Origin of the sequence: Bradyrhizobium sp. BRP19 (assembly GCF_020194195.1) — a bacterium.
Taxonomy (GTDB): Bacteria; Pseudomonadota; Alphaproteobacteria; order Rhizobiales; family Xanthobacteraceae; genus Bradyrhizobium; species Bradyrhizobium yuanmingense.
In genome coordinates, this window is the sequence record NZ_JADYVZ010000029.1 from 1 (window position 1) to 19180 (window position 19180).

The 19180-nt window shown below is 64.8% G+C and carries 18 protein-coding genes; 14 read left to right on the forward strand and 4 right to left on the reverse strand.

Features of this window, described 5'->3' with window-relative positions:
• Positions 1–156 precede the first annotated feature (156 nt).
• From I6F36_RS36425 to I6F36_RS36445, 5 genes are all read left to right on the forward strand, one after another.
• Positions 157–2424 carry an acyl-CoA dehydrogenase gene (locus tag I6F36_RS36425; RefSeq protein ID WP_225173102.1) on the forward strand — a complete coding sequence of 756 codons (2268 nt, stop codon included), beginning with the start codon at positions 157–159 and terminating at the stop codon, positions 2422–2424.
• Positions 2424–3707: an acetyl-CoA C-acetyltransferase gene (locus I6F36_RS36430; RefSeq protein ID WP_225147892.1), complete on the forward strand. Its 1284-nt coding sequence runs from the start codon at positions 2424–2426 to the stop codon at positions 3705–3707. The genes I6F36_RS36425 and I6F36_RS36430 overlap by 1 nt, the downstream gene beginning before the upstream one ends.
• A gap of 2 nt (positions 3708–3709) precedes the next feature.
• Positions 3710–5806 (forward strand): 3-hydroxyacyl-CoA dehydrogenase NAD-binding domain-containing protein, encoded by a 2097-nt coding sequence (locus I6F36_RS36435; RefSeq protein ID WP_225173103.1) that lies wholly within the window; start codon positions 3710–3712, stop codon positions 5804–5806.
• Between the two features lie 7 nt (positions 5807–5813).
• Positions 5814–6221 carry an acyl-CoA thioesterase gene (locus I6F36_RS36440; protein WP_025038210.1) on the forward strand — a complete coding sequence of 136 codons (408 nt, stop codon included), beginning with the start codon at positions 5814–5816 and terminating at the stop codon, positions 6219–6221.
• Between the two features lie 234 nt (positions 6222–6455).
• Positions 6456–6647, forward strand: coding sequence for a hypothetical protein (locus tag I6F36_RS36445; RefSeq protein ID WP_036013862.1), 192 nt, complete (start codon positions 6456–6458; stop codon positions 6645–6647).
• Between the two features lie 249 nt (positions 6648–6896).
• Here I6F36_RS36445 and I6F36_RS36450 read toward each other — a convergent pair whose 3' ends face one another.
• Complete coding sequence (locus I6F36_RS36450) at positions 6897–7349, reverse strand: nuclear transport factor 2 family protein (RefSeq protein WP_036013866.1); 453 nt, start codon at positions 7347–7349, stop codon at positions 6897–6899.
• 152 nt (positions 7350–7501) lie between these two features.
• Here I6F36_RS36450 and I6F36_RS36455 point away from each other — a divergent pair, with 152 nt between their 5' ends.
• Complete coding sequence (locus I6F36_RS36455) at positions 7502–8188, forward strand: HAD family phosphatase (RefSeq protein ID WP_225138021.1); 687 nt, start codon at positions 7502–7504, stop codon at positions 8186–8188.
• Between the two features lie 106 nt (positions 8189–8294).
• Entirely contained in the window at positions 8295–9140 is an 846-nt protein-coding gene (locus I6F36_RS36460) for a DeoR/GlpR family DNA-binding transcription regulator (protein WP_036013860.1), read from the forward strand.
• A 3-nt stretch (positions 9141–9143) separates the two neighbouring features.
• Here the strand turns inward: I6F36_RS36460 and I6F36_RS36465 are convergent, their stop codons facing one another.
• Both I6F36_RS36465 and I6F36_RS36470 read right to left on the reverse strand, forming a co-directional pair.
• Positions 9144–9569, reverse strand: a complete 426-nt coding sequence (locus I6F36_RS36465) for a type II toxin-antitoxin system VapC family toxin (protein WP_036013859.1) — start codon at positions 9567–9569, stop codon at positions 9144–9146.
• Positions 9566–9850, reverse strand: a complete 285-nt coding sequence (locus tag I6F36_RS36470) for a type II toxin-antitoxin system Phd/YefM family antitoxin (RefSeq protein WP_225173104.1) — start codon at positions 9848–9850, stop codon at positions 9566–9568. The genes I6F36_RS36465 and I6F36_RS36470 overlap by 4 nt, the downstream gene beginning before the upstream one ends.
• 228 nt (positions 9851–10078) lie before the next feature.
• Between I6F36_RS36470 and glpD the strand changes: the two genes are divergently transcribed.
• The 7 genes from glpD to I6F36_RS36505 all read left to right on the forward strand — a co-directional run bounded on the left by glpD (position 10079) and on the right by I6F36_RS36505 (position 17795).
• Positions 10079–11629, forward strand: coding sequence for a glycerol-3-phosphate dehydrogenase (glpD, locus tag I6F36_RS36475; RefSeq protein ID WP_128262995.1), 1551 nt, complete (start codon positions 10079–10081; stop codon positions 11627–11629).
• Positions 11626–12702 carry an ABC transporter ATP-binding protein gene (locus I6F36_RS36480; RefSeq protein ID WP_057026248.1) on the forward strand — a complete coding sequence of 359 codons (1077 nt, stop codon included), beginning with the start codon at positions 11626–11628 and terminating at the stop codon, positions 12700–12702. Before glpD ends, I6F36_RS36480 begins: the two co-directional genes overlap by 4 nt.
• 14 nt (positions 12703–12716) lie before the next feature.
• Entirely contained in the window at positions 12717–13802 is a 1086-nt protein-coding gene (locus tag I6F36_RS36485; RefSeq protein WP_225143206.1) for an ABC transporter ATP-binding protein, read from the forward strand.
• Complete coding sequence (locus I6F36_RS36490; RefSeq protein WP_036024799.1) at positions 13802–14776, forward strand: carbohydrate ABC transporter permease; 975 nt, start codon at positions 13802–13804, stop codon at positions 14774–14776. The genes I6F36_RS36485 and I6F36_RS36490 overlap by 1 nt, the downstream gene beginning before the upstream one ends.
• Positions 14776–15582, forward strand: a complete 807-nt coding sequence (locus I6F36_RS36495; RefSeq protein WP_036013847.1) for a carbohydrate ABC transporter permease — start codon at positions 14776–14778, stop codon at positions 15580–15582. Before I6F36_RS36490 ends, I6F36_RS36495 begins: the two co-directional genes overlap by 1 nt.
• A gap of 10 nt (positions 15583–15592) precedes the next feature.
• Positions 15593–15922 (forward strand): DUF2160 domain-containing protein, encoded by a 330-nt coding sequence (locus I6F36_RS36500; RefSeq protein WP_036013844.1) that lies wholly within the window; start codon positions 15593–15595, stop codon positions 15920–15922.
• A gap of 130 nt (positions 15923–16052) precedes the next feature.
• On the forward strand, positions 16053–17795 hold the full coding sequence (locus I6F36_RS36505) for an ABC transporter substrate-binding protein (protein ID WP_036013842.1): 1743 nt from the start codon (positions 16053–16055) through the stop codon (positions 17793–17795).
• 237 nt (positions 17796–18032) lie between these two features.
• On the opposite strand, the gene I6F36_RS36510 is transcribed toward I6F36_RS36505, so the two are convergent.
• Entirely contained in the window at positions 18033–19133 is a 1101-nt protein-coding gene (locus tag I6F36_RS36510; RefSeq protein ID WP_225173105.1) for an alkene reductase, read from the reverse strand.
• Positions 19134–19180: the final 47 nt, after the last annotated feature.

The following is a 19180-nucleotide window of genomic DNA, read 5'->3' on the forward strand; positions in this document are numbered from 1 at the left end:
CGCCAGCGTCAGATGGGTAAAAGAGACCGCCCCCGCCCCCGCCGTTATGGCTCGGGCGGCCGCCCGGCCGCGTCAATGTTGCAGGCGAGATGTTCGCCTCCGCCAGCCACTTTCCGCTAAAATGCCCGAAAACCGCGCCGATGCATGAGGTCCGCCATGAGCTTCCGCCGCGACACCATCACAAAGCCGATCTTCTCATGGGCGCGCGGCGTGCTGCCGGCGATGTCCGACACCGAGCGCGAGGCGCTGGAGGCGGGGGACGTCTGGTGGGATGCCGATCTCTTCACCGGCAACCCCGACTGGTCGAAGCTGCTGAAGGTCCCGCAGGCGACGCTGACGGACGAGGAGCGGGCCTTCCTCAATGGCCCCGTCGACGAGCTCTGCGCCATGCTCGATGAGTGGAAGATCTTTTGGGAGTCGCGCGACCTGCCGCCGGACGTCTGGCACTTCGTCAAGCGCGAGAAATTCTTCGGCATGATCATTCCGAAGGAGTACGGCGGCCTCGGCTTCTCGCCCTACGCGCATTCGGAAGTGGTGCGCAAGATCTCGACCCGCTCGATCGCGGCCGCGGTCACCGTGATGGTGCCGAACTCGCTCGGCCCGGGCGAGCTCCTGATGCGCTTCGGCACCACAGAGCAGCAGCAGCGCTGGCTGCCGCGCCTCGCCGACGGCCGCGAGATTCCCTGCTTCGGCCTCACCAGCCCGGAAGCCGGCTCCGACGCCGCCTCGATGGTCGACACCGGCATCATCTGCAAGGGCGAATTCGAGGGTCGCGAGGTGGTCGGCCTCCGCCTCAACTGGCACAAGCGCTACATTACGCTCGGTCCCGTCGCGACGTTGCTCGGTCTCGCCTTCAAGGCCTATGATCCCGATCATCTCGTGGGCAGCCGGGAAGAGCTCGGCATCACCGTGGCGCTGATCCCGACGAACCTGCCCGGCGTCGAGATCGGGCAGCGTCATCTGCCCTCGATGCAGGTCTTTCAGAACGGCCCGAATTGGGGCCGCGACGTCTTCATCCCGCTCGATTACGTCATCGGCGGCAAGGAGCGGCTGGGGCAGGGCTGGAAGATGCTGATGACGGCGCTCGCCGCCGGCCGCGGCATCTCGCTGCCGTCGCTGTCGGCCGCCGGGGCCGCCTATGCCGCGCGCACCACCGGCGCCTATGCGCGCATCCGCGAGCAGTTCGGCATCTCGATCTCCAAGTTCGAAGGCGTCGAGGAGCCGCTCGCCCGCATCGTCGCGACCGCCTACCAGCTCGACGCCGCGCGCCGGCTCACCTGCGCGGCACTGAACGCCGGCATCCATCCCGCCGTCATCTCCGGCATCATGAAGCTGCACGCGACTGAGCGGATGCGCACCGCGGTCGACGACGCCATGGACATCCATGGCGGCAAGGCCGTGATCGACGGTCCGCAAAACTATCTCGGCAATCTCCACCGCGCCGTGCCGGTCGGCATCACCGTCGAAGGCGCCAACATCCTGACCCGCAATCTCATCGTGTTCGGACAAGGAGCCATCCGCGCCCATCCTTACCTGCTCGACGAGATGAACGCGCTCGCCGATAGCGATCGCGAGCGCGGCCTCGGCGCGTTCGACAAGGCGTTCTGGAAGCATGTCGGCCACAGCTTCAGGACACTCTTCCGCGCCATGGGTCGCAGCTGGACCTTTGGCGCATTCGCCCCAGTGCCCGATGCGGGCGTTGCCACGCCCTTCTATCGCCAGCTCTCGCGCTACTCGGCGGCCTTTGCGCTCTGCGCCGACATGGCGCTGCTGACGCTCGGCGGCGCGCTCAAGCGCAAGGAAATGCTGTCGGCCCGCTTCGGCGACATCCTGTCCGAGCTCTATCTGCTCTCGGCCGCGCTGAAGCGCTGGCAGGACGAGGGGCGGCAGAAGGAGGATTTTGCCGCGCTGGAATGGTGCATGGCGACCGGGTTCAAAACCATCGAGAACCGGCTCGCCGAAATCCTGGCCAATCTGCCGAACCGCTTCGTCGCCGGCTTCCTCAGGCTCGTGGTGCAGCCGTTCGGCGCCCGCGTGCTCGGCCCGTCCGACCGCATCGTGCACCAATGCGCTGCCATCGTGCTGGAGCCGTCGGCGGCACGCGAGCGCCTCACGCCGGATCTGGCCCATGTCGACGACGACGGCGGCTTTGCCCGGCTGGAGCGCGCGTTCAAGCTGGTCGCGGCGACGGATGCGATCGCCAGGCGCATGCGTGCTGCGCATATCCGCGACTGGAAGGAGGCGGTGACCAAGGGCGTAATCACGCAAGCCGAGGGCGAGCAACTCGCCGCTGCCCGCGAAGCCGTCACAAAAGTGATAGAGGTCGACGATTTTGCGCCGGAGGCGCTGTCGCCGATTTACAAGAAAACCGTCAATGTGCATCAGTTCTTCCAGGAACTCGGTGAGCAGAGGGCGGCGAGCTGATGGCACGACCGGTATTCATCGTCGACGGCAGCCGGACGCCGTTCCTGAAGGCGCGTTCGGGGCCAGGGCCGTTCACGCCGGTCGATCTCGCCGTGCAATGCGGCCGACCGCTGCTGGCGCGCCAGCCGTTCTCGCCCGATAGCTTCGACCAGGTCATCCTCGGCTGCGTCAACGTGATCGCGGACGAGATGAACCCGGCCCGCGTCGCCGCGCTCCGGCTCGGCATGGGCGAGGACATGGTCGCCTTCACCGTGCAGATCAATTGCGGCTCGGGCATGCAGTCGATCGACACCGCCTACCGCTATATCCGCGAAGGCCATGCCGACATGGTTTTGGCCGGCGGCACCGAGGCGCTCAGCCACGCGCCGCTGGTCTGGCCGAATTCCGGCGTGCGCTGGTTCGCCGGCCTTGCCACCGCAAAGGGCATGGCCGCGAAGCTCGCCTCGGCGTTCAAGCTGAGGCCGCGCGATCTCAAGCCGATCATCGGCCTCGAGCGCGGCCTGACCGATCCCGTCACCGAGCTGAACATGGGCCAGACAGCCGAGGTCGTCGGCCATCTCTTCGGCATCACGCGCGCGCAGTCGGATGCCTATGCGGCCGAGAGTCATCGCCGGCTCGCGCATGCGCAAAGCGCGGGTTATCTGAAAGGCGAGGTCGAAACCGCGTTTTCCCGCGACGGCAAGTTCTTCGACCACGACGATGGCGTGCGCCCGGATTCGACGGCGGAGACGCTCGCCAAGCTCCGGCCGGTGTTCGAACGCCCGTGGGGCCAGGTCACCGCCGGCAATTCCTCGCAGATCACCGACGGTGCCTCCTGGGTGATCCTCGCCTCTGACGCTGCCGTTGCAAAGCACAAGCTGACGCCGAAAGCTGCGATCGTCGACAGCCATTGGGCCGCGCTCGACCCCAGCATCATGGGGCTCGGTCCGGTGATGTCGGTGACGCCGCTGCTGAAGCGCAACGACCTCACCCTCAAGGACGTCGAGACCTGGGAGCTGAACGAGGCCTTCGCAACGCAGGTGCTCGGCTGTCTCGCCGCCTGGAACGACGACAAGTTCTGCCGCGAAATATTGCGGCTCGACGGCGCGGCCGGCGAGATCGACCGCGAGCGGCTGAACGTCGACGGCGGTGCGATTTCGCTGGGCCACCCCGTCGGCACCTCCGGCAACCGCATCGTGCTGCATCTCGTCAACGCGATGAAGCGGCTCGGCACGCGGCGCGGAATTGCCACCGAATGCATCGGCGGCGGGCTCGGCGGCGCCATGCTGATCGAGGCGGTATGACCATGGATTCCAAGATCATGACCGTGCTCGCCGACCGCGTGCTGGAGCTCGGGCCGCGCCCTGCGCCGGATGGTCCTTACAAGCATTTCAAGCTGACGCGAGATGAAGACGGCGTCGCCTGGCTGCTGTTCGACCGCGCTGATGCCAGCGCCAACACGCTGTCCTCCGAGGTGATGGAGGAGTTCGACGCCGTGCTCGCGGCGATCGAGACCGAGCGTCCCGCCGGTCTCGTCATCCGCTCGGCAAAGCCGTCCGGCTTCATTGCCGGCGCCGACGTCAATGAATTCCGCGGGGCCAGCGATGCCGGCATGGTGGAGACGCGCATCCGCGCCGCGCATGCGGTGGTCGACCATCTGGAAGCCTTGAGGCTGCCGACGGTCGCGGTCATCCACGGTTTCTGCCTCGGCGGCGGCCTTGAGGTGGCGCTGGCCTGCCAGGCGCGCATCGCGATCGAAGGTGCGCGCTTCGGCTTCCCGGAGGTGATGCTCGGCCTGCATCCCGGCCTTGGCGGCACCGCGCGTTTCACTGCGCTCGTCAATCCGACGCAGTCGATGGCGCTGATGCTGACCGGGCGCACCATCGATGCGCGCCGAGCCAGATCGCTCGGCCTCGTCGACACCGTGACGCAGGAGCGGCATGTCCAGGGCGCGGTGAAGGATGCGCTGTTCGGCCGCCTGAAGCGGGCCAAGCCTGGACTGCTGGCGCGCGCCGCCAATCTCGGGCCGGTGCGCGGCCTGCTGGCCAAGCGCATGCGCGCGGAGGCCGCGAAGGCCGCATCGCGCCAGCATTATCCAGCGCCCTATGCGCTGATCGATCTCTGGGAAGCACATGGCGGCAGCAAGGCCGCGATGCTGAAGGCCGAACAGGCCTCGTTCGCCAAGCTGATGGTGACGCCGACCGCGCAGAATCTGATCCGGGTCTTCTTCCTGCGCGAGCAGATGAAGAAGGCGGCAGGCGCCGGCAGCACGGTGAAGCATGTCCACGTCATCGGCGCCGGCGCGATGGGCGGCGACATCGCGGCCTGGTGTGCGGGGCAGGGCGTTCGCGTGTCGCTCGCCGACATGAAGCCGGAGCCGATCGCAGGCGCGGTCAAGCGCGCGGCCGACCTCTACGGCAAGATCATCCGCAAGCCCACCGACGTGCGCGACGCGCTCGATCGCCTGATCCCCGACATGGACGGCGAGGGCGTCCGCAACGCCGACCTCATTATCGAGGCGGTGCCGGAAAAGCTGGAGCTGAAACAGAAGGTCTATGCCGGACTCGAGCCGCGGATGAAGCCCGGAGCCATCCTTGCGACGAACACGTCCAGCATTCCGCTGCAGGATCTGCGCACCACGCTGGCGCGGCCGGAGCGGCTGGTCGGCCTGCATTTCTTCAACCCGGTGTCGCGGCTGCAATTGGTCGAGGTTGTCAGCCATGAAGGCAACGATGCACACGTGCTGAAAGAGGCGCTCGCCTTCGTCGGAGCGATCGACCGCCTGCCATTGCCTGTGAAGAGCTCGCCCGGCTTCCTCGTCAACCGCGCGCTGACGCCTTACATGCTGGAAGCGATGGTGATGCTGGACGAGAAGATCGACCAGCGCCTGATCGATGAAGCGGCCGTGCAGTTCGGCATGCCGATGGGTCCGATCGAGCTGGCCGATCAGGTCGGGCTCGACATCTGCCTCGACGTCGGCGACATGCTGCGCACCAAGTTCGGCGATCTCCTGCCGCCGACGCCGGCCTGGCTGCGCGAGAAGGTCGCCAAGGGCGAGCTCGGCCGCAAGACCGGCAAGGGCTTTTACACCTGGAAGGACGGCAAGGCGGAGAAAGCAGCGTTGCCGGAGACCGGCCCGCGCGTCACCGACCAGATGATCGACCGCCTGGTGCTGCCGATGTCCAATGTCTGCGTCGCGGCGCTTCGCGAGGGTATCGTCGACGATGCCGATGCGGTCGACGGCGCCATGATCTTCGGTACGGGTTATGCGCCGTTCCGGGGCGGTCCGCTGAATTACGCGCGCACGCGCGGCGTGGAAAACATCGTATCCACTCTGCGCGCGCTGGCGGAACGATTCGGCGCGCGTTTCGCGCCTGATCCGGGCTGGGACAATTTCAAGTGAGAGCCATATGAGCGAACAAGCGACCGGGCCGAGCGGCGATCTCTGCATCCGCACGCTGGCGATGCCGGCCGACACCAATGCCAATGGCGACATCTTCGGCGGCTGGCTGCTCAGCCAGATGGACGTCGGCGGCGGCGTGTTCGCCTCGAAGGTTGCGCGGTCGCGCACCGTGACGGTCGCGATCGAGGCGATGAATTTTCGCAAAGCGGTCTATGTCGGCGATCTCGTCTCGGTCTACGCCAATCTCGTGCGCGTCGGGCGCACCTCGCTGACCGTGCATCTCGAGGCCTGGGCATTGCGGCGCAAGGAGTTGCATCCGTTCCTCGTCACCGACGGTCATTTCACCTACGTCTCGATCGACGACCACGGCCGTCCCCAGGCGATCCAGCGAAACGATCCGCCGATCGCGACGTAATCGCGCGCGACGCACTGTCCCATATTGCGAGGCCTTGCAGCGCCGCAGAACGCGGCACGAGCAAGTCACATCGTCGCGGCTTCGCCAAGAACCAGTCAAGAACCAGTCATAAAACGGATGAGGTCCCGGCGTAATCAATTGCGTGTCGATTCGGGGTGGAAACGGCCGCAAATGCCCTTGGGAACCTTTGGGCAGGAGCGCCGTTGTTTGCCCGCACTGAGGAAGCCACGGACTATGCCGGACAGCTACATCATCGAAGTCGATTCGCAGACCGCAGGTATCGTCGTTCGTTCTTCTGGAGGCTACTGCTTCTTCGCCTCATCGCACCGCTTCAACCGTCTCGAAGGCCAGCTCTTCCGCAACGCCCGCGAAGCCGAGCGCGCCGCGCGCAGGCTGGTGAATGGCGACGTGAAGGAGGCGGCGTAACTGTCATTCCGGCCCGCGAGGCGTGGTCGGAACTTTTTGCCGCCCTTGATGTTGCTGCCTTCTTCCTTCTCCCCTCATGTCCGCCGAAGCCTTGGCGAAGGCGGATGCGGGAGAAGGTGGCGCGAAGCGCCGGATAAGGGGTTGGCTCCGCGAATTCAATAGAGAGTTAGACCCACGGATAAATACCCCTCACCCGGCTTCGCTTTGCGAAGCCACCCTCTCCCGCAAGGGGAGAGGGGAAAGACGTGATCACAACTTCGTCGCCGCCCGCGACAACAGCTTCCACTCGTCGCCTTGCTTCTGCCAGTTCATCAGGATGTGAAGGTTGGTCGATACTTTTTTCCCATCGGCCGCCATCTCCTGCTCGCCCAGCCAGTGGAAACGCACGATCGCTGCGGGGCCGACGACCTTGATGGTGGGATCCTTGTATTCGATGGACAGAAACTTCGATTTGCCGTCGGTGGCGTTGGCGATGAACGCCGCCTTGTCTTCGACCTTGCCGCTGGAATGGCTGTAGCTCAGTTCCTCCGCGCAGAGCGCGCCGAGCGCCTTGGGATCGGCCGCGATCTGGGCGAGGCGGAAGGCCTCGACCCTCTTCGCCACGGCGTCCTCGTCTGCCGAAGCGGCGAGCGCCGGCGTGGCGAACGCAAGTGCGGACACGGCGAGCGTCGAGAGAGCCAGATCGCGTCGGTTGATCGTCATCGTTTCCTCCTTTTTGATCTTGCAATCAGTGTTGCAGTCGCACGCGACTTTGTCGAGTGTCACCTGCCTCATGTGGATGCGTCATTGCGCGATCGAGGCCGTATTGATACGCCTTCCGCATCGATGCGCCGCGCATCTGGGAAAGTACGGAAATGATCGAGACCAAACACGATGGAACGGGCCGGGCGCTGTTGTTCGACATCGACGGCACGCTCGCCGACACCGATCCGTTGCACTTGAAGGCTTTCAACCAGGTGCTCGGCCCGCACGGACACGTCTTCGATCACGCACGTTTCTCCCTCGAGCTGCAGGGCTTCGCCAATGTCGCGATCGGCGAGCGCTTTCTGCCCCACGAGGCGCCGGAGCGGCGCGCCCTCATCCTCGAAGAGAAGGAGGAGGTCTTCCGCACGCTGGTGGCCGGGCAGATCGCGCCCCTGCCGGGCCTGATGGCGCTGCTCGACCGCGCCGATGGCGCCGGCATTCCCATGGTTGCGGTGACCAACGCGCCGCGTCTCAACGCCGAGCTGCTGCTCTCAGGACTCGGCATCACGCATCGTTTCAAGGCGCTGGTGATCGGCGCCGAGCTGCCGCACGGCAAGCCGCATCCGCTGCCCTATCAGGAGGGGCTGCGTTTCGTCGGCGCGAGCCCGCGAGCCTCGATCGCATTCGAGGACTCCCGCACCGGCGTGCAGTCCGCAACGGCCGCCGGCATTCCGACTGTCGGCATCCGCACCAGCCTCAGCCATGCTGACCTGGTTGGAGCAGGCGCGGTCGCCTCCGCCAGCGCGTTCGACGACCCGACGCTGCTCGCACGTCTTGCAAGTGCCATGGGGTGGTAAGAAATGGCATGGTGAGGACCTTCATCCGTCAACCGTGATCGGCGTCCGCATTGACCGAGGGCGCAAACCGCCGCACCATGCATCATTCTGATTTGAGGCCGTTGCCGTGACCGGATTGACCCATCGCCAAGCCGAAATCCTCAACATCGCGCGCGCCTCCGGCCGTGTCATGGTCGAGGAGCTGGCGCGCCGCTTCGAGGTGTCGGCGCAGACCATCCGCAAGGATCTCAACGATCTCTGTGAGCGGCGTTCGCTGACCCGCATCCATGGCGGCGCCATCATCGCCTCGGGCGTCGAAAACCTCGCCTATGAGGCGCGCCGCTTCGTCGCCGCCGACGAGAAGAAGGCGATTGGCGCTGCCGCCGCCTCGCTGATCCCGAACGGCTGCTCGCTCTTCATCAACATCGGCACCACGACGGAGGAGGTGGCGAGCGCGCTGACCTCGCATGAGGATCTGCTCGTCATCACCAACAACCTCAATGTCGCCATGCTGCTCTACCGCCATCCGCGCATCGAGGTGGTGGTCGCCGGCGGCACGGTGCGGCGCGCCGATGGCGCCGTGGTCGGCTCGACCGCGACGCAGCTGATCGGACAGTTCAAGGTCGACTATGCCATCATCGGCGCATCGGCGATCGACGAGGAGGGCGCGCTGCTCGACTTCGACTATCGCGAGGTGCAAGTGGCGCAGGCCATCATCGCCAATGCCCGCAGCGTCATGCTGGTCGCCGATTCCACAAAACTCCGCCGCAGCGCGCCGGTGCGCATCGCCCACATCACCCAGATCCAGACCTTCGTCACCGACCAGGAACTCCCTGAGCGCCTCGCCACCATCTGCCACAGCAAGGGCATCGAGGTGGTCGAGGCGATGCCGAAGGGCGCGGAGGTCGACGATGCGTCGGCCGAGGTGCAGGATGCCGCACCGGAAGCCGCACCAGTGGTGCGGCTGAGATAGAGGCTAAGCGTCGTCCCAGGGGTTGAGCAGCGGAACGCCGAAGGCCGCAAAATCCTTCACGTTGCGTGTGACGAGTGTGAGATCGTTGACCAGCGCAGTCGCCGCAAAGAAGCCGTCCATGACGGACAATGCGACGCCGCTCTTGCGGCTCTGCGCCATGAGGTCACCCCAACGCTCGGCCACTGTTTGGTCGATCGGCAGGACGCGCTCGGCAAACCGCGCAGGCAAATCGTGGGCAAGCCAGACGGCCAGCGCGGTGCGTCGGCGACCATCCTCAAGCAATGCGATGCCACGGCGAAGCTCGGCGATCGAGGCGACGCTGATGAACGCACGGTCCTCATCGATCCTATCCAGCCATGCCACAACTTTTGGCGAAGGCGCGGGCCGCTGAACTTCCGAAAGCACGTTGGTGTCCAGCAAAAGGTTCATGGCACTTCGTCGCGTGGCGCGTCGTGCAGCCGGTCGAGTTCAAGGTCGGCGCCGCGCAACGGCGAGGCCAGCAGGAATTCGGCCAGGGTGCCCTTGCGCGCTGTCTTGCGCGCCCATTCCTCGACGGAAACGATGACGGCATTCGGCTTGCCGTGACGGGTGATGACCTGTGGGCCGGTCTGGGCGCGGTCGAGCACCTCGGACAGTCGCGCCTTGGCATTGGCCAACGTCCAGCTGTCATTCGTTGGAAGCGCGTCGGGTTCAACGTTACGATTGATCATAGGGATAAACCATTTTGACTAGTATGACCATAATCGCTCGATGCTGACCAATCAAGGTGCTGGTGCCTCCCAAATCGCCTTGGCGCTGCCCAACACGAACTCCTCTTGCTCACCAAGAAACTTCCGCTTTCGCTTCCTTTCGCCTCTCTTTCATCTTGCTTTCGTTTTTCGGTGTGATCTAATCAAAAGCGAAAGTAGCCGCTCGATGGAACGGGCGGTCGCCGGGGGATGCGTCTGTTGGAGCGTATTTTCGATCTCGCCATCATCGGAGGCGGTGTTAACGGCTGCGGCATCGCGCGTGACGCTGTGGGCCGCGGCAATACCGTTTTCCTGTGCGAAATGAACGATCTGGCGAGCGGGACATCGTCGTGGTCGACCAAGCTCGTGCATGGCGGCCTGCGCTATCTCGAATATTACGAGTTTCGGCTGGTCCGCGAGGCCCTGATCGAGCGCGAGATCCTCTGGGGCATCGCGCCCCACATCATCCGGCCCCTGCGATTCGTTCTGCCGCATCACGCCGGCCTGCGCCCGGCCTGGCTGCTGCGCCTCGGCCTCTTCCTCTATGATCACATCGGCGGCCGTCACCTGTTGCCGGCGACCCGCTCGGTCGATCTCAAGCGCGATGAGGTCGGCAAGCCGCTGATCCCGAACCGCTACAGCCGCGCCTTCGAATATTCGGACTGCTTCGTCGACGACGCCCGCCTCGTCGTGCTCAATGCGCGCGATGCCGCCGACAAGGGCGCCGAGATCCGCACCCGAACCCGCGCCACCGAGATTCGCCAGTCGGACGGCGTCTGGACCGTCAGCATGGTCGATACGCTGACCGGCGCGCGCTCGCAGATCCAGGCCAAGGCGCTGATCAATGCTGGCGGACCCTGGGTCGAGGACGTGCTCGGCCGCGGCGCCGGCGTGAATGCGAAAGCCAAGGTGCGCCTGGTGCAGGGCTCGCACATCGTCGTGAAGAAGCTCTACGACCACGACCGCGCCTACATGTTCCAGAATGCCGATGGCCGCATCATCTTCGTGATCCCGTACCAGGACGACTTCACGCTGATCGGCACCACCGACCGCGACTATGACGGCGATCCTGCCAAGGTGAAGGCGACGACTGAAGAGATCGAGTATCTTTGCAAGGCGGCCAGCGAATATCTGGCCAAGCCCGTCGCGCCCGCCGACGTGGTCTGGACCTATTCCGGCGTGCGTCCGCTCTATGACGATGGCGCCAGCGAGGCCAAGGCCGCGACGCGCGACTACGTGTTCGAGCTCGACACGCCCGGCGGCGTGCCGCTGCTGTCGATCTATGGCGGCAAGATCACGACCTATCGCAGGCTCGCCGAAGAGGCCCTGGAGCGCCTTGCGCCTTACTTGCGCAGTGCGAAAGCGCGCGAGGGCTGGACCGGCAAATGGCCGCTGCCGGGCGGTGACATGAACGTATCCGACATCGACGGCCTGATCGCCGAGCTGCAGCGCGGCTATCCCTTCCTCAGCCATGAGCATGCGCGGCGCCTGGCGCGCGCCTATGGCACCCGTGCCATCAAGCTGCTCGGCGATGCAAAATCGGCTGCGGATCTCGGCCAGGCCTTTGGCGCCACGCTAACCGAGCGCGAGGTCCGCTATCTCATGGCCAATGAATGGGCCGTCACCGCCGACGACGTGGTCTGGCGCCGTTCCAAGCTCGGCCTGCGACTATCTGCCGACGAGATCGCGACCCTCGACGACTGGATCAGGAGCCATGCCGTGGCGCAAAGTCCCCTGCTGGAAACGGGAGGACGCTCATGACCGTGACACTCGATCACGTGACCCGGACCGTGGAAGGCGTGCCGCACATCCGTGACGTCTCGCTGACGCTCGAGAGCGGTACGCTCAACGTGCTGCTCGGGCCGACGCTGTCAGGCAAGACCTCGATCATGCGGTTGCTCGCCGGCCTCGACAAGCCGACCACGGGCAAGGTGTTCGTCAACGGCAAGGACGTCACCGGCGCCGACGTGCGCCAGCGCTCGGTCGCGATGGTGTACCAGCAGTTCATCAACTACCCCTCGCTCACGGTCTACGAGAACATCGCCTCGCCCCTGCGCGTGCAGGGCAAGCCGCGCGACGAGATCGAGGCGCGCGTCGCCGAGGCCGCAAAGCTGCTGCGGCTCGAGCCGTTCCTGAAGCGCACGCCGCTCCAGCTCTCCGGCGGCCAGCAGCAGCGCACCGCGATCGCACGCGCGCTGGTCAAGGGTGCCGACCTCGTGCTGCTCGACGAGCCGCTCGCCAATCTCGACTACAAGCTGCGCGAGGAGCTGCGGGCGGAGCTGCCGCGCATCTTCGAGGCCTCCGGCGCGATCTTCGTCTATGCCACCACCGAGCCGACGGAGGCGCTGCTGCTCGGCGGCAATACGGTGTGCATGTGGGAGGGCCAGGCGCTGCAGATGGGTGAGACCACCAATGTCTATCGCCGGCCGCAGACCTTACGCGTTGCGCAGGTGTTTTCGGATCCGCCGCTGAATCTCGTGGGCCTCGAGAAGGGGAACGGCATGGTCCAATATGCGGGCGGGAGTGCAGCGCCCGCGTCCGGGCTTTATGCCGGTCTGCCCGACGGCTTCTATCGCGTCGGCTTTCGTGCCCATCAGCTCGGGCTTGCCAATGGCGAGGCCGACCGTCACGCCTTCCACGCCACTGTCACGGTGACCGAGATCACGGGTTCGGAGAGCTTCGTGCACCTGACCCGCGACGGATCGAATTGGGTGGCGGTGCTGCACGGCGTGCACGAGTTCGAGCCGGGCCAGATGCTCGATGCCGTGCTCGATCCCAATGATGTCTTCGTCTTCGATGCTGCCGACCGTCTGGTCGCGGCACCGGGCTCTTAGGAGGGAGATGCGCCATGGCCCGCATTGACCTCGTCGATCTCGCCCATTCCTACGGCGGCAACGATGCGCCGCAGGAGAGCTTTGCGCTCAAGCCTGTCACCATGACCTGGCGGCAGGGCGGCGCCTATGCGCTGCTCGGCCCCTCCGGCTGCGGCAAGACCACGCTTCTGAACGTCATCTCCGGCATCATCACGCCGTCGCGGGGGAAGATCCTGTTCGACGGCAAGGACATCACACCGCTGTCAACCCAGAAGCGCAACATCGCGCAGGTGTTCCAGTTTCCGGTGATCTACGACACCATGACGGTGGGGGAGAATCTGGCGTTTCCGCTGAAGAATCGCGGCGTGCCGAAGGCCGACATTGACAGGCGCGTCGCCGAGATCGGTCGCCTGCTCGATCTCGAGCCCTATCTGAACCGCAAGGCCACGCGCCTGACCGCCGACGCCAAGCAGAAGATCTCGCTCGGCCGCGGTCTCGTGCGCAACGACGTTGCCGCCGTGCTGTTCGACGAGCCGCTGACGGTGATCGATCCCGAGCTGAAATGGCAGCTCCGCTCCAAGCTGAAGGCGCTGCATCGCGAGCTCGACCTCACGATGATCTATGTCACCCATGACCAGACCGAGGCGCTGACCTTCGCCGACACCGTCGTGGTCATGCATGACGGTCGCGTCGTGCAGAGCGGCACGCCGGCCGAGCTGTTCGACAAGCCGGCGCATACTTTCGTCGGTTATTTCATCGGTTCGCCCGGCATGAACATCCTGCCGGCCGAGGTGAGGGGGCGCGAGGCCAGGATCGACGGCCACGTCATCGCGCTGAACCGCAGCTACGACAATCTGCCTGCCGGGGCGAAGATCGAGATCGGCGTTCGTCCCGAATTCGTCGAGGTGGTCGCGCCCGCACCTGGCCTGCTCACCGCCAGGATCGATCGCATCGACGACCTCGGCCGCATCCGCTTCGCGCGCGTGCGCGTCGGCGATGCCAAGCTCGCGGCGCGCGCTCCTGGCGGCTTCACCAGCGCGGACGGTACCGCCGGGCTGAAATTCGATCCGTCGCACGTCCACGTCTATGCCGACAGCCTTCTCGTGGAGGGAGCCGCCTGATGGACAAGACCGTCAACCAAAAAGCCTGGTTCCTGGTGCTGCCGGTGTTCCTGGTCGTCGCCTTCTCGGCGGTGCTGCCGCTGATGACGGTGGTGAACTATTCGATGCAGGATACCTTCGGCAACAACCAGTTCTTCTGGAACGGCGTCGGCTGGTTCAAGGAGCTGCTCGATCCCTCCACCGATCTCGGCGGCCGCTTTCTCGCCTCGCTCGGCCGCAACCTGTTCTTCTCGCTCGTTATCCTGGCCATCGAGGTGCCGCTCGGCATCGTCGTCGCGTTGTCGATGCCGCGCGAGGGCTGGACCGTCGCAGCCTGCCTCGTCATTCTCGCGCTGCCGCTGCTGATCCCCTGGAACGTGGTCGGCACCATCTGGCAGATCTTCGGGCGTCCCGACATCGGCCTGCTCGGCTACGTCCTCAATGCCATGGGCTTCGATTACAATTACGTCTCCAACGACGTCGATGCCTGGTTCACGGTCATCGTGATGGACGTCTGGCACTGGACCAGCCTCGTCGCGCTGCTGTGCTATGCCGGCCTGAAGTCGATTCCCGAAGCCTATTACCAGGCCGCGCAGATCGACGGCGCCTCGCGCTGGGCCGTGTTCAAGGCGATCCAGCTGCCGAAGATGAACCGCGTGCTCTTGATCGCGGTGCTGCTGCGCTTCATGGACAGCTTCATGATCTACACCGAGCCGTTCGTCGTCACCGGTGGCGGGCCCGGCAATTCCACCACCTTCGTGTCGATCGAGCTGGTCAAGATTGCGCTCGGCCAGTTCGACCTCGGCAAGGCCGCGGCGCTGTCGCTGGTCTACAACCTCATCATCCTGATCGTCTGCTGGATCTTCTACACCGTCATGACCAATGCCGGTGTCGAACGCAAAGTCCAGGCTTCGAGCGAGCCGGCGGCGGAGCCCAAGCCCGCGGCCGCGCTCAAGCCCGTGCCCGCACTCGAGCCAAGGGAAGGAGTGGCCTGATGCATTCGATCCCCGGCCGTCGCCTCATCATGGGGCTGTTCCTGATCTTCCTGCTGCTGCCGATCTACTGGCTCGTCAACATGAGCTTCAAGACCAACAGCGAGATCGTCTCGACGATGACGCTGTGGCCGCACACTCCGACGCTGCAGCACTACAAGCGCATCTTCACCGACGAGAGCTGGTATTCGGGCTACATCAATTCGCTCGAATACGTCGTCCTCAACACCATCATCTCGATCGCCGTGGCGCTGCCGGCGGCTTACGCCTTCTCGCGCTACCGTTTCCTCGGTGACAAGCATTTATTCTTCTGGCTGTTGTCGAACCGCATGGCGCCGGCGGCGGTCTATGCGCTGCCGTTCTTCAATCTCTATTCGGCGATCGGCCTGTTCGACACCCCCTGGGCCGTCGCGCTCGCGCACTGCATCTTCAACGTGCCGCTCGCGGTGTGGATCCTCGAAGGCTTCGTCTCCGGCGTGCCGCGCGAGATCGACGAGACCGCGTTCCTCGACGGCTATTCCTTCCCGCGCTTCTTCATCAAGATCCTGGTGCCGCTGATCGCGAGCGGCATCGGCGTCGCCGCCTTCTTCTGCTTCATGTTCTCCTGGGTCGAGCTCTTGCTCGCGCGCACGCTGACGTCGGTGCATGCCAAGCCGATCGCAGCGATCATGACGCGTACGGTGTCGGCGGCCGGCATGGATTGGGGCCTGCTCGCCGCCGCCGGGGTGCTCACCATTATTCCGGGCGCGCTGGTGATCTGGTTCGTCCGCAACTACATCGCGCGCGGTTTCGCGCTCGGCCGCGTCTGAGGAGGCATCAATGGAATCCATCGCATGGATGGCCTGGACGCTGCCGACCGCGATCTTCTTCGCCGCGCTCGCCTGCACGCTTCTCGTGATGACCTGGCTCGCCGCGGTCTATCCCGAGGCCGAGCGTGTCGGCGTGCTGCGCATCCCGACCACGCGCGGCGACCGCCTGTTCATCTCGCTGATTGCGGCCGCCGTCATCCACCTCGCGTGGATCGGCCTCGTCGGCACCGACGCGATCGCTACGCTGCCTATCGGCGAGGAGGGGTTTGAAATCTCGAGCCTGTGGCTCGCATCAGGAATTTCGCTGGTCACGGCCGCGCTCATTTTCCGCACGGTCTGAAGCTTGCGAAGGGACGGCCAGATCCGGGACCAACCCGGGCCTGTATAAAAGTTTGTCGCTGCAACGGAGGAACAACATGCGACAGTTTAGGAGAAGGAAAGGTCCATTGACCAAGAATAGTTTTCTGACCATGTCCAGCGCCGCTGCGATCATCGCGGTGTCGTTCGCCGTCTCGGCGCCGGTTCGCGCCGCCGACGAGGCCGTGATCCAGAAATGGATCGCGGAATTCACGCCTTCGACGCTGTCGAAGGAAGACCAGAAGAAGGAGCTGGAGTGGTTCGCCAAGGCCGCCGAGCCCTTCAAGGGCATGGAGATCAACGTCGTCTCCGAGACGATCACGACTCATGAATACGAGGCGCAGACGCTCGCCAAGGCATTCTCCGAGCTCACCGGCATCAAGCTCAAGCACGATCTCATCCAGGAAGGTGACGTCGTCGAGAAGCTCCAGACCCAGATGCAATCGGGCAAGAACGTCTATGACGGCTGGATCAACGACTCCGACCTGATCGGCACGCATTTCCGCTACGGCCAGACCATTGCGCTGTCGGACTACATGACCGGCGAGGGCAAGGACGTCACCAACCCCATGCTCGACGTCAACGACTTCATCGGCAAGTCGTTCGGCACCGGGCCGGACGGCAAGCTCTACCAGCTGCCCGACCAGCAGTTCGCGAACCTCTACTGGTTCCGCTACGACTGGTTCACCAATGCCGACTACAAGGCCAAGTTCAAGGCCAAGTATGGCTACGAGCTCGGCGTGCCCGTGAACTGGTCGGCTTATGAAGACATCGCCGAGTTCTTCACCAACGACATCAAGGAGATCAACGGCGTCAAGGTCTACGGCCATATGGACTATGGCAAGAAGGACCCCTCGCTCGGATGGCGCTTCACCGACGCTTGGCTGTCGATGGCCGGCAACGGTGACAAGGGCATTCCGAACGGTCTGCCGGTCGACGAATGGGGCATCCGGATGGAGGGCTGCCGCCCGGTCGGCTCTTCGGTGGAGCGTGGCGGCGACACCAATGGTCCGGCCGCAGTCTACTCGATCACGAAGTATCTCGACTGGATGAAGAAGTACGCCCCGCCGCAGGCGCAGGGCATGACCTTCTCCGAGTCCGGCCCCGTGCCGTCGCAGGGCAACATCGCCCAGCAGATGTTCTGGTACACCGCCTTCACTGCCGACATGGTGAAGCCGGGTCTGCCGGTGGTGAATGCGGACGGTACGCCGAAGTGGCGTATGGCTCCGTCGCCGCACGGCTCCTACTGGAAGGAAGGCATGAAGCTCGGCTACCAGGACGCTGGCTCCGCCACGCTGCTGAAGTCGACTCCGCCGGATCGCCGCAAGGCAGCCTGGCTCTATCTCCAGTTCATCGTCTCCAAGTCGGTGAGCTTGAAGAAGAGCCATGTCGGTCTCACCTTCATCCGTGAATCCGACATCTGGGACAAGTCGTTCACCGAGCGTGCGCCGAAGCTCGGCGGCCTGATCGAGTTCTACCGCTCGCCCGCGCGCGTGCAGTGGACCCCGACCGGCAACAACGTGCCCGACTATCCGAAGCTCGCGCAGCTGTGGTGGCAGAACATCGGCGATGCGTCGTCCGGTGCGAAGACGCCGCAGCAGGCGATGGATGCTCTCGCGGCGGCCCAGGACTCCGTGCTGGAGCGTCTGGAGAAGTCCGGCGTGCAGGGCGCCTGCGGTCCGAAGCTGCACAAGAAGGAGTCGGCCGAGTACTGGTTCGCCAAGGCCCAGAAGGACGGCACCATCGCGCCACAGCGCAAGCTCGCCAACGAGAAGCCGAAGGGCGAGACGGTGGACTACGACACCCTGATCAAGTCGTGGCCCGCCACTCCGCCCAAGCGCGCGGAAGTGAAGTAAGCGGCGCTTAGAGCGATATCAAACACGAAAGGCCGGGAGCGATCCCGGCCTTTTTCTTTTGTCGTTGTGGTGCGAGGGTTTTTCACACCCTCGGTGTCATTGCCCGCCTAGTGCGCAATTGCGCACAGGGGCGGGCAATCCAGTATTCCAGAGACGGTCGTGGTTGAACCGAGAAGCCGCGGCGTACTGGATGCCCCGCCTTCGCGGGGCATGACAGCGTCATGCGTGGAGAAGAACCTACTCCGCCGGCTCGGCCGCGAGCGTCGGGTAATCCGTGTAGCCCTTGGCGCCGCCGCCGTAGAAGGTGTTCTTGTCCCAGTCGTTCAGCGCCGCTCCCTGCTTCAGCCGCTCGACGAGGTCGGGATTGGAGATGAACGGCTTGCCGAAGGCGATGAGATCGGCGACGTTCGCGTCCAGCACCTTGCTGGCCAACTCGAAATCGTAGCCGTTGTTGGCGACGTAGGCGCCCGAGAAGCGGTTGCGCAACGATGCATAGTCGAACGGCGCGATGTCGCGCGGCCCCCCGGTGGCGCCTTCGACCACATGGAGATAGACCAGCTTCAGCGCGCTGAGGCCGTCGACGATGTGATCGTACAGGGCCTGCGGGTTGGAATCCGAGATGTCGTTGGCCGGCGTCACCGGCGAGATGCGGATGCCGGTGCGCTCGGCGCCGGCCTCGGCGACGACGGCCTTGGAGACCTCCAGCATCAGCTTCGCGCGGTTCTCGATCGAGCCGCCATAGGCATCAGTGCGCTTGTTGGCGCCGTCCTTGGCGAACTGCTCGAGCAAGTAGCCGTTGGCGCCGTGGATCTCGACGCCGTCGAAGCCCGCTTCCAGCGCGTTCTTCGTGGCGCGCTTGAAGTCGTCGATGATTGCAGGGATTTCCGAGAGCTCGAGCGCGCGAGGCTCGGAGACGTCGGCGAAGCCGCCGTTGACGAAGGTCTTGCCCTTGGCTCGGATCGCGCTCGGTGCCACCGGGGCTGCGCCATTCGCCTGCAGATCGACATGCGAGATGCGGCCGACATGCCAGAGCTGGATGAAGATCTTGCCGCCGCGTTCATGCACCTTGTCGGTGACCTTGCGCCAGCCGGCGACCTGCTCCTTGCTATAGATGCCGGGCGTGTCCTGGTAGCCCTGACCTTGTTGCGAGACCTGGCTCGCCTCGGTGATCAGCAGGCCCGCGGATGCACGCTGGGCGTAATAATCGGCGGCGAGCGGACCGGGCACGAAGGTGCCGGGTACGGCGCGGTTGCGCGTCAGCGGCGCCATGACCAGACGGTTGGCCAGCGTGATGGGGCCGAGCTTGTAGGTCTCAAACAATTTGGTCGAACGGCTCATGGGAATGCTTCCAGGCGATGAGAGGTCTCGAACAATTGTGCATCGCG